10 protein-coding genes are annotated in these 9,678 nt (G+C 51.8%); 7 read left to right on the top strand and 3 right to left on the bottom strand.

Features of this window, described 5'->3' with window-relative positions; all coding sequences use genetic code 11:
- From ACEW8P_RS14635 to ACEW8P_RS14605, 7 genes are all read left to right on the top strand, one after another.
- On the top strand, positions 1-387 hold a 387-nt coding region (locus ACEW8P_RS14635; RefSeq protein WP_373513820.1), incomplete at its 5' end, for a divalent metal cation transporter.
- A 60-nt stretch (positions 388-447) separates the two neighbouring features.
- Positions 448-1,464 (top strand): NAD-dependent epimerase/dehydratase family protein, encoded by a 1,017-nt coding sequence (locus tag ACEW8P_RS14630; protein WP_373513819.1) that lies wholly within the window; start codon positions 448-450, stop codon positions 1,462-1,464.
- A gap of 10 nt (positions 1,465-1,474) precedes the next feature.
- Positions 1,475-2,548 carry a dihydrodipicolinate synthase family protein gene (locus tag ACEW8P_RS14625; RefSeq protein WP_373513818.1) on the top strand — a complete coding sequence of 358 codons (1,074 nt, stop codon included), beginning with the start codon at positions 1,475-1,477 and terminating at the stop codon, positions 2,546-2,548.
- A 108-nt stretch (positions 2,549-2,656) separates the two neighbouring features.
- A complete protein-coding gene (locus ACEW8P_RS14620) occupies positions 2,657-3,259 on the top strand; it encodes an RraA family protein (protein WP_373513817.1) in 603 nt (200 codons plus the stop codon).
- 49 nt (positions 3,260-3,308) lie between these two features.
- Complete coding sequence (locus ACEW8P_RS14615; RefSeq protein WP_373513816.1) at positions 3,309-3,638, top strand: DUF3467 domain-containing protein; 330 nt, start codon at positions 3,309-3,311, stop codon at positions 3,636-3,638.
- Between the two features lie 147 nt (positions 3,639-3,785).
- Positions 3,786-5,777, top strand: coding sequence for a M1 family metallopeptidase (locus ACEW8P_RS14610; protein ID WP_373513815.1), 1,992 nt, complete (start codon positions 3,786-3,788; stop codon positions 5,775-5,777).
- Between the two features lie 204 nt (positions 5,778-5,981).
- Complete coding sequence (locus ACEW8P_RS14605) at positions 5,982-7,229, top strand: aspartyl protease family protein (RefSeq protein ID WP_373513814.1); 1,248 nt, start codon at positions 5,982-5,984, stop codon at positions 7,227-7,229.
- Positions 7,230-7,253: 24 nt separating this feature from the next.
- Here ACEW8P_RS14605 and ACEW8P_RS14600 read toward each other — a convergent pair whose 3' ends face one another.
- The 3 genes from ACEW8P_RS14600 to yihA form a co-directional block, all read right to left on the bottom strand.
- Positions 7,254-8,198, bottom strand: a complete 945-nt coding sequence (locus ACEW8P_RS14600) for a 3-oxoacyl-ACP synthase III family protein (RefSeq protein ID WP_373513813.1) — start codon at positions 8,196-8,198, stop codon at positions 7,254-7,256.
- A gap of 221 nt (positions 8,199-8,419) precedes the next feature.
- On the bottom strand, positions 8,420-8,941 hold the full coding sequence (locus ACEW8P_RS14595) for a DUF5606 domain-containing protein (RefSeq protein WP_373513812.1): 522 nt from the start codon (positions 8,939-8,941) through the stop codon (positions 8,420-8,422).
- A gap of 161 nt (positions 8,942-9,102) precedes the next feature.
- Positions 9,103-9,678, bottom strand: a 576-nt coding sequence (yihA, locus tag ACEW8P_RS14590; RefSeq protein ID WP_373513811.1) for a ribosome biogenesis GTP-binding protein YihA/YsxC, incomplete at its 5' end; no start/stop codon positions are given.

The raw sequence follows: 9,678 nt of genomic DNA, 5'->3' as shown, positions 1-9,678 counted from the left end.
TTTCTGATTGGCCTGTTCGGGGCGGCTTTTTCCTCAATTATTGGCAACGCCACGGTAGGTGGTACTTTACTGGGCGATGCCCTCGGCTACGGTAGTCAGCTCAGCGCCCGACCGATCAAGTACTTCATCGCCTTGGTGATGAGCTTCGGGGCGATTATTGCCATCATTTTCGGCAAACTACCCTTACAATTGATCGTGTTTGCCCAGAGCGTTACTATATTCATCGTTCCCTTCATCGGCGTGAGCATGTACCTGATCGCCAACGACAAGAAGATTATGGGGGATTTGACCAATACAAACTACGCCAAATTCACGGGCGGACTGGGGCTAGCTCTTATCGTCGGTTTGGCGCTGGCCAATGTCAAAGCCCTGTTTTTTACTCCTTAATTTTTTTACTCAAAAAAACTCTCTCCCAACCTTTGCCGCTGGCGGAGCGAACACCTTAAAATGAACGACCTTCAACAACGTTACGAAGCCCTTTTGCAACCCTCACCGGAGCTAATAGCAGATATTGCCCGAATCGAGGGAGATATTCTCATTTTAGGTGCAGGAGGAAAAATGGGCCCCGCGCTTGCCAAACTGGCCCGGACTGCGGTCGAAAAGACCGGAATCACTAAGCGAATCGTCGCCGTGTCCCGATTTTCCGAAGCGGGACTGGCCGAGGAACTGAATGCGGCAGGCATCGAAACTATCGCGGCTGATTTGCTGGATGATGCGAAGTTGCAGGCTTTACCATTAATAAAGAACGTCCTCTATCTGGCGGGTACCAAGTTTGGTACCACGGGCAACGAGTCGCTCACCTGGGCTATGAACAGCTACCTGCCAGGCCGGGTGGGGGAAAAGTTCAAGGATTCCAATATCGTGGCTTTTTCCACGGGAAACGTTTATCCGCTCACGCCCGTGACAATGGGTGGAGCCAGCGAGGATTTACAACCCGAACCGCTGGGTGAGTACGCACAATCGTGCCTGGGTCGGGAGCGGATTTTCCAGTATGGCAGCCGAAAGTACGGTACACCGCTGCTGATCTATCGGCTCAACTACGCCAACGATGTCACGTACGGTGTGTTACTGGAACTGGCCAAAAGCATAATCGGGGAAAAGCCCATCGACCTGCGGATGGGTACGGTGAATGTCATTTGGCAAGGGGACGCTAACGAAATCGCTATCCGATCGCTGTTGCATTGTGCTCAGCCCGCCAAAATTCTGAATGTGACGGGCCCCGAGCAGCTCTCGGTGCGCTGGATTGCAGAACAATTTGGCAAAATGGCGGGTAAAACGCCAATTTTCATGTACGAAGAGCAACCCACCGCCCTGCTGAGCAATGCGGCGGAATGCACAGATTTTTTCGGATACCCGAGGACTGGCCCGAAACAGATGATGCGGCTTATTTACGAGTGGCTAACGCAAGGCGGAAAAACAATTGACAAGGCTACCCACTTTCAAGAAAGAAGCGGTAAATTTTAAAAAAAAGTCCATGATCTCGACACTCGACCCCACCCTCAGACATCACTTATTTGAAGGTACCGTCATCCCGGCGCACCCGCTGGCGTTGACCGAAACTCGCGAACTGGACGAAAAACGGCAGCGACTGCTGACGCGGTACTATATGGCGAGCGGCTCAGGCGGTGTGGCGGTCGGGGTACACACTACGCAGTTTGAAATCAGAAAACCGGAATTCGACCTTTTGGAAAGGGTACTTGCTCTGGCGGCTGACGAAATAGCGGCGGCGCAACTATCGCGCCCGTTCCTTAAAGTGGCGGGCGTTTGTGGCCCCACCGCCCAGGCATTGTGCGAGGCCGAATTAGCCCGGAAGCACGGCTACCACATCGGGTTAGTTAGCTTGGGTGGGCTGAACAACTCTACCGACGAGGAGTTGATCGACCACCTTCGCGCGGTGTCGGAAGTGATTCCCATCTTTGGCTTTTACCTGCAACCCGCTGTAGGCGGACGGCTGCTGAGCTACGATTTTTGGCGCAAAATGGCTGACTTACCAAATGTCGTGGGGGTAAAAATTGCGGCCTTCAACCGCTACCAAACGCTGGATGCCGTCCGGGGAATTTGCGACTCGGATCGCCGGGATGAAATAGCCCTCTACACCGGGAACGATGACAATATTGTAGCCGACTTGCTGACGACTTACCGCTTTGAGGTTAATGGCGTGCAAGCCGAAAAGCGCTTCGTCGGCGGACTACTAGGACACTGGGCCGTTTGGAACGCTAAAGCCGTTGAATTACTGGCGGAGATAAAGCATTGTATTGCCAACGGCTACGCGGGTGCGGACGCCTTGTTACCCAAAGGCATCGCGGTCACGGACATGAACGCGGCGATTTTCGACGTCCAACATTCTTTCAAAGGCTGCATCGCCGGGATTCACGAAGTTTTGCAAAGGCAGGGAATCCTGAAAGGTACTTGGTGCCTGAACCCCGACGAGTGCCTTTCGGCGGGACAGGCCGCCGAGATTAATCGCGTGACACGAGCGTACCCTGAGCTAATCGACGATGTTTTCGTCAAAACTTTCCTGCAGCGGAATGAGGAACTTTTGAGCTAACTATCGTTTTGAGATTACCTCAACTGCTTCCATAGTGGAGTCCTTCAATACACACTAGCCTATCCCATGAATCTCCAACCCTGAAACGAAACCCTCTACGTTGCCGTATTGTCCGACGGGCTGGATCAGCTTGGCTATCGGCAGCAAGCCACCCGCACGGCCTTCCACGCCTACACGGGCATCGCCAAAATGATCGGCCGCTGCAAAACGACGCTGTGGGCCGATACCTACGGCGAAGACCCGAATCCCTACGAACTGGAATTACAGGCGGTGGATTCCTGCCAGCCCGACGACATCCTGATTTGCGCCGCCGGGGGTTCCAATCGCTCGGGGATTTGGGGCGAATTACTTTCGACGGCGGCCCGCAACAGTGGCTGCGTGGGCGTCATCGCGCACGGCTCGGTGCGGGATATCGAGAAGACGCGGGAAATGAAGTTTCCGGTATTCGCAACAGGCAAGAATCCCTACGATAGCCTGAATCGCCAGAAGGTAATCGAGGTAGATGTAGTGGTAGAAATCGACGGTGTTAAGTTCCGGCCGGGTGATCTGGTGCTGGCCGATGAAGACGGCATCGTGGTCGTACCGCAGGAGGTAGAAACCCAGGCCATCGAAGCGGCTTTGAAAAAAGTCTCCGCCGAAAACATCACCCGGGACGCGATTAAAAATGGCATGAAGGCTACGGAGGCGTATCTGAAATACGGCGTTCTTTGAACAGCACTTCTTGCCGGGCTTTCTTTATCTTTGCCGAAAAAACGATTTTATGGAAGAGCAAAACCAAGATCTCGAACAGCAAATCAATGTTGAGTTGTCGGAGGATATCGCCGAAGGTACTTACGCCAATCTTGCCATGATTGCCCACTCCAACAGCGAATTCATCCTGGACTTTATTCGCCTGATGCCGGGCGTTCCCAAGGCCAAAGTAAAGGCCCGGATCATCGTTACGCCCGAACACGCAGTGCGACTGCTAAATGCTTTAAAAGACAATATTCGCAAATTCGAGGCCGCCCACGGCTCCATCAATCCAGGTGGCGACGATGGCTCGGGTTTCAATTTTCCCATGAGTTTCGGTGGACCGGGCGGCGAGGCGTAAGGCCTTTAAAGCGATTATTTCTTTCTGCTTTTTTACAAAAAGCTACTTTCGATCGTTTAGTAGTTATTTCGGTCAGTAGTTTTTGTGCTAATTGGCTGGAAGCCAATAATTCTCTGTTTACTATTTTTAATTTTTCATCAACAAAAAATGAATAAAACTATGATTCGCTCAGGCTTTCTGGCGCTTTGTACGCTGATCTGCCTGAGTTCCTTCGCGCAGGATGATGCCAAGCCCAAATACGACGCCCACGTGCTGTTCAACCCGCTGCTCAATTTTCAACCCGGCAACGAGTACCGAACGGGCAGCGGCGCACCCGGCCCCAAATACTGGCAGAACCGTGCCGACTACAAGATTAACATCAGCCTCGACGAAACTGCCGGTACTTTGGCAGGCGACATCGAGATCACCTATAAAAACAACAGCCCCAGCGACCTGGAATTCCTCTGGCTGCAGTTGGACCAAAATGCGTTCAGCGACAGTTCGCGTAGTGGCAAGACCACGCCCATTACAGGCGGGCGCTTCGGCAACACGGGCTTTGAGGGTGGTAATAAGATCACCTCCGTCACCGTCCAGCAAGGCAAAAGCAAAGCCCAGATCGCGCAGTTCAATGTGTATGATACCCGCATGCAGGTGCGCCTCAACGAGCCGCTTAAAGCCAACGGCGACATGATCAAGATCAATCTCGGCTTCTCCTTCAAGATCCCGAAGTACGGCTCCGACCGCATGGGTACTTTGGAAACCAAAGATGGCGTGATCTATGAAATCGCGCAATGGTACCCACGCATGTGTGTCTATGACGACATCGAGGGCTGGAACACGCTCCCTTACCTGGGCGCAGGCGAGTTTTACCTCGAGTACGGCGACTTCGAGTATGCCGTCACGGTACCCTGGGACCACATCGTGGTCGGATCGGGCGAACTTATCAACCCCAACGATGTCCTGACCAGGGAGCAGCGCAATCGGCTGGATCGTGCCGCCAAGAGCGACTCGACGGTCATGATTCGAACGGCGGAAGAAGTGACCAGCGCTGAGTCGCGCCCGAAGCAGTCGGGTACTTTGACCTGGCGTTTCCGCTGCCAGCAAACCCGCGACATAGCCTGGGCTACGTCCAAAGCCTTCGTCTGGGACGCTGCCCGCATGAACCTGCCCAGCGGCAAAAATGCCCTAGCGCAGTCGGTGTATCCCGCCGAGGTCGGCGACGACAAAGCTTGGGGGCGTTCGACTGAATATGTCAAGGCCAGCATCGAGTTTTATTCCAACTACGTTTATGAATATACTTACCCCGTGGCTACTAATGTGGCGGGCATCGTAGGCGGCATGGAATACCCCGGTATCGTGTTTTGCTCGAGCAACAGCAAGGGAGCTAGCCTGTGGGGCGTAACCGACCACGAATTCGGCCACAACTGGTTCCCGATGATTGTGGGCAGCAACGAGCGCAAGTACGCCTGGATGGACGAGGGCTTCAACACCTTCATCAACTTTCTTTCGACGGATGCCTTCAATAACGGCGAGTACAAAAGCCGCCCGATGGACATGCAGCGCACCGCGCCCGCCCTCTACCCGGCCAGCGACGACGCCATTATGAACATCCCCGACGTGGTGAACTCCCGCGCGCTGGGCGTCGAGGCTTACTACAAGCCCGGCCTTGGCCTGAAAATGCTCCGCGAACAGGTGTTGGGCAAGGAGCGCTTCGACTACGCTTTCCGGCAATACGTAAAGCGCTGGGCCTTCAAGCACCCCACACCCTACGACTTTTTCCGCACGATGGAAGACGTAGGCGGCGAAGACCTCGCCTGGTTTTGGAAAGGCTGGTTTTTCGAAAACTACAAACTGGATCAAGGCGTAAAGGACGTCGTTTACATCGAGCAAAACGCACAGAACGGCGCGCTGATCACTATCGAGAACCTGGATCAGTGGGCCATGCCCGTTACGGTGGAGCTAGAGGATGTCGCGGGCAAAAAAACGCGCATGGAGTTTCCTGTCGAGATCTGGCAGCGGGGTGGAAGCTGGACTTTCAAGGCCGATACGCAGCAGCCGCTTCGCTCGGTACGGCTCGACCCGGACAATACGTTGCCCGACATGAACCCCGCTAACAATACCTGGAAGCCGATGCGGTACTCCGTGCCACCGGCAAATTGAATTAGTGAGTAGTTGAAGTTAGTTTTTTTAGCTGAACCATCTTCAACAATTGATCACTTTAAACGCTTGACCCACTTCTTAGGTTATAGTGCCGAAGCATTGGCTGGAATTCATTTTCGGGCTGGTACTTCGGCACTTTGTTTTTCACCGAATAGTATTTTTTACCGAGTTTTTGCAACTTGGGGTAGTTTGGAAGCAATGCGGATGAAAACAGCTTTATTAATTATTTTTACGGCATTCGTTGCGGGCTGCTCTCCGCGTTCCGAACCGCAGAAGAATCAGATTTTCGGCTTTCACCTCATTCAGAAACGCCGCAACGCGCGCATTCCTTTCGAATTGCACGCCAACCTGATCGTCATCCCTGCTCGTATCAATGATTCCGATACGCTGCATTTTATTCTGGATTCCGGAGTGAGCAACACCATCGTGACGGATACTGCCACGGGCAAGTACCTGAACACGGAATACTTCCGCACCATTCGACTCGATGGGGTAGGGGCCGACAGCACGGTCGAGGCAGTGGTTAGCATCGGCAACACGCTACAGGTAGGTTACGCCCGCATCGAGGCGCATAACATGATTTTGCTCAAAGAGGATTTGCTGAAACTCTCCGAACTCGTCGGCACGCCCATCCACGGACTTATCGGTTATGAGCTTTTCGAGCGTTTTGTGGTTACGATCGACTTCCAGCACCGGCTCCTGCTTATCCAACTACCCAAGTACTTCAAGTACCGGCGTTCGTACGGCACGAAGGTTCCGCTGGAAATCATCAACAAGAAACCTTATATCGACGATATCTTTATCAGTGAATTGGGTAAAAGAGAGAAGGTTAAGCTGCTACTCGACACCGGAGCGGGTCATGCTGTAATGCTCAATACTTTTGCCACGAATATCCCGCTTCCCGATAAGACAATCGCCGTACAACTTGGTATGGGTCTATCGGGAAAGATTAGTGGTGAATTAGGACGCCTGGATAAAGTAAAAATAGGAGAATTTGACTTGTCAGAAGTAGTCACCTCATTCCCGGATAGTGCGTCGTTTGGCGGTAAGATCAACCCCGCCTTCGATCGGCAGGGAAATATCGGCGGCGAATTGCTGCGGCGCTTTCGGGTCACAATCAACTATTCCGAAAAGTATATCGCAATGAAGCCTATCAAACGTGCTATGAAGGAACCCTTCGAACACGATATGAGTGGTATGGATTTGCGGGCGAAGGGAGCCAACTACCGGGAATACTACGTCGATAAAGTCATGGATAACTCACCCGCCTCACGGGCAGGACTGCTGGAGGGCGATCGCCTGATGTTCGTTAATGATGCCTCCGCAAATACCCTTAACATGACCGAGATTTACAAACTCTTACAGCGGAAGGAAGGAAGGTCGATTAATCTGATTATCAACCGAAGCGGAAAGCTTATTTTTACGACGCTGGTTTTGAAGAGGGTTATTTAGCTTGCTTAGTTCCATCTGAGTTTCCTACACCTCAATAAGCATCGCTCCGTAGGAGTACCCTCCACCAAAAACTGTAATGACAAGGCGTTCGCCCTTCTGAAAGCGCTCCATGTTTTCGGAAAGTAGAATGGCACAGCCTACGCAGCCTGTGTTACCCAGTCGCTGAATGTTAGAGAGTAGTTTTTCTTCGGGAATGCCCAATGTATTGATGACATTCAGGCTGATGCGGTGATTGGCCTGGTGCGGGATGAGGTAATCGATATCCGCAACGCCTAACCCGCAGGCTTCCAGCACTTGCTGGCTTACTTTGGGCATGTAGGTGCAGGCATTTTGGAACACATCGCGACCGTAAGGCATCACTACGCCGCGCTCGTTGGGCCGCAACACTACGGCTTCTATCGCCTTGCCACTAGTAGCGGCCCCACCCGTAATAATTTTACGGATAAATAGATCAGAATCGGTCTGACGCTCCTTCGAGATCAGCATGGCCGCGGCTCCGTCGCCCCATAAGTGACCTGACATAGTATCCTTCTCGTTGTTGTAGGCTGTGTTGTGATCGGCTACGATCACCAAAGCACGGGAAGCCTTGTTCATGGCAAAGTAGCCTTCCACCAGCTCGATTGCATTGAGAAGCGACGAACAGGCCGACGACACCGAAACGACTGGAATATCGGGAATATCCAAATAGTGCTGCACAGCGTGGGCTAGCGACACTATGGTGTCGTAGGGAGTGTAAGTCGCCCCTACGATCAGATCAATTTCATTTTTGCTGTAAGGGATATTAGCCTGCAACGCCTCTACTGCCGCAATGGCCATCGTATTTGTGTTCTCGCCCTCGCCCGCTTTGCGGCGTTCTCGGATTCCCGTCCGCTCCACGATCCACTCGCTGGAAAGGTCGTTCAGTTCGGTGAAGTATTCATTATCCACCACATGGGTTGGCAGGTAATGACTAATCCGGTTTATATACATGATTTGTGGATGTCAAAAAGGGGATTATCTGGAATAGTCCGAAAGTTAAATATTTCGTAGAAAACGTGGTACTGAATATTTGAACAATTTAACATTGTATTCAAATATTTATGAAAAAACTCAAAATGGTGCTTCCTGTTTGGGATTATTCCAGATAAAATGAAGAAACCCCGCAAATGTTGCGGGGTGTTCCTATTTTTTTGAACAGAAGAAAAGTCAAATTATTTGGCGTCGTTTTTTTCGGCTTCGTCTGGCGTCTCACCAGCTTCCTCAGAAGGCTCGTTTTCGCCAGAATGATTGGCGTCCGTAGAAACCACGATCGTTTTCTTCTTCGGAGGGGATTTTACAAAGTCGTTGGGAAAATGGGCCGAGAGTGTGTTGTACCACTGCACGATTTTCTTGATGTCCGACACGTAAACGCGGCTACGGTCGAACTCGGGTAGCACAGCGTCCAGGAATTCCACCAAATCCTTGTCGGAAGCCTGCTTCACGTCCATATCCACTTTCTCGCCGTGCTTTTTTCTAATTTTCAAAAAAACATTGCCCAAGGGAATCGAATCCTGCGACCCTTCGGTAAAGATTGACACGTCTTTTAGTACAGACACCCGAGCCGAGGCCCCAATCATGGTCTTTTCACCCTTGCCGTCCAAGCTCTCTACGATTACTCCCGCGCGGCTAGGCTTCAAGATTCGGTACAAACCGCTCTTGCCCGACACGTTCGCTATTTCCTTCAGTATCTCCATTTCGGATTTTTATTCTTTTAAATACAAAAATTGATTTCTACCCCTCAAAAACGCCGCAAAGCTAAGAAATTATTCAGAGGACATCTGACTGTTAACAGTTGACATTCTTTATACATTTGACTATCAATCCAATGCAACTCGTACTTCTACTCAGCGGGGCTTCAATCTGGCTTCTCAAACGCCTCACTGTACGTCTGTATTGCTTCCAGTAGCGGCTCGCGGCCATCACCTTTCTCGGCAGAGGTCAGGAAAGTAGGCGGCAATTCTTCCCAGATTTCGAGCATTTTCTGCTTGTAGCGAGTGATCTGATCGTCCAGTTCCGATTTCTTCACCTTATCAGCCTTTGTAAACACGATGTGAAACGGGATGCCTTCTTCACCCAGCTGCTCCATAAAGTCCAGATCGATCTGCTGCGGATCGTGTCGGCTGTCCACCAACACGAAGGTACAGACGAGGTTGGGGCGGTAGCGCAGGTAATCGTAAATCATGCTCTCCCACTTCGCCCGCTCGGTCTTAGCAATTTTTGCGTAGCCATAGCCGGGCAAATCCACCAAGTACCAGGCGTCATTGATCAGAAAATGGTTGATAAGCTGCGTTTTCCCCGGTGTTCCCGAAGTTTTGGCCAGCGCCTTTCGTTGCGTGAGCATATTGATTAGTGAAGATTTGCCGACATTTGAGCGCCCGATAAAAGCAAATTCGGGTAGTTCGGGCGCGGGGCATTCCCGATAATTCACGTT

Origin of the sequence: Persicitalea sp., assembly GCF_041751555.1 — a bacterium.
Lineage (GTDB): Bacteria > Bacteroidota > Bacteroidia > Cytophagales > Spirosomataceae > Persicitalea.
The sequence above is the reverse complement of the archived record's forward strand: the minus strand, read 5'-3'. Positions and strand labels throughout refer to the sequence as shown.

Bases quoted from the DNA above. Each gene is read 5' to 3' on its own strand.
- ACEW8P_RS14630 (WP_373513819.1), top strand. From the start codon at position 448: ATGAACGACCTTCAACAACGTTACGAAGCCCTTTTGCAACCCTCACCG.
- ACEW8P_RS14600 (WP_373513813.1), bottom strand. From the start codon at position 8,198: ATGTATATAAACCGGATTAGTCATTACCTGCCAACCCATGTGGTGGAT.
- ACEW8P_RS14615 (WP_373513816.1), top strand. From the start codon at position 3,309: ATGGAAGAGCAAAACCAAGATCTCGAACAGCAAATCAATGTTGAGTTG.
- ACEW8P_RS14595 (WP_373513812.1), bottom strand. From the start codon at position 8,941: ATGGAGATACTGAAGGAAATAGCGAACGTGTCGGGCAAGAGCGGTTTG.
- ACEW8P_RS14605 (WP_373513814.1), top strand. From the start codon at position 5,982: ATGAAAACAGCTTTATTAATTATTTTTACGGCATTCGTTGCGGGCTGC.
- ACEW8P_RS14625 (WP_373513818.1), top strand. From the start codon at position 1,475: ATGATCTCGACACTCGACCCCACCCTCAGACATCACTTATTTGAAGGT.
- ACEW8P_RS14610 (WP_373513815.1), top strand. From the start codon at position 3,786: ATGAATAAAACTATGATTCGCTCAGGCTTTCTGGCGCTTTGTACGCTG.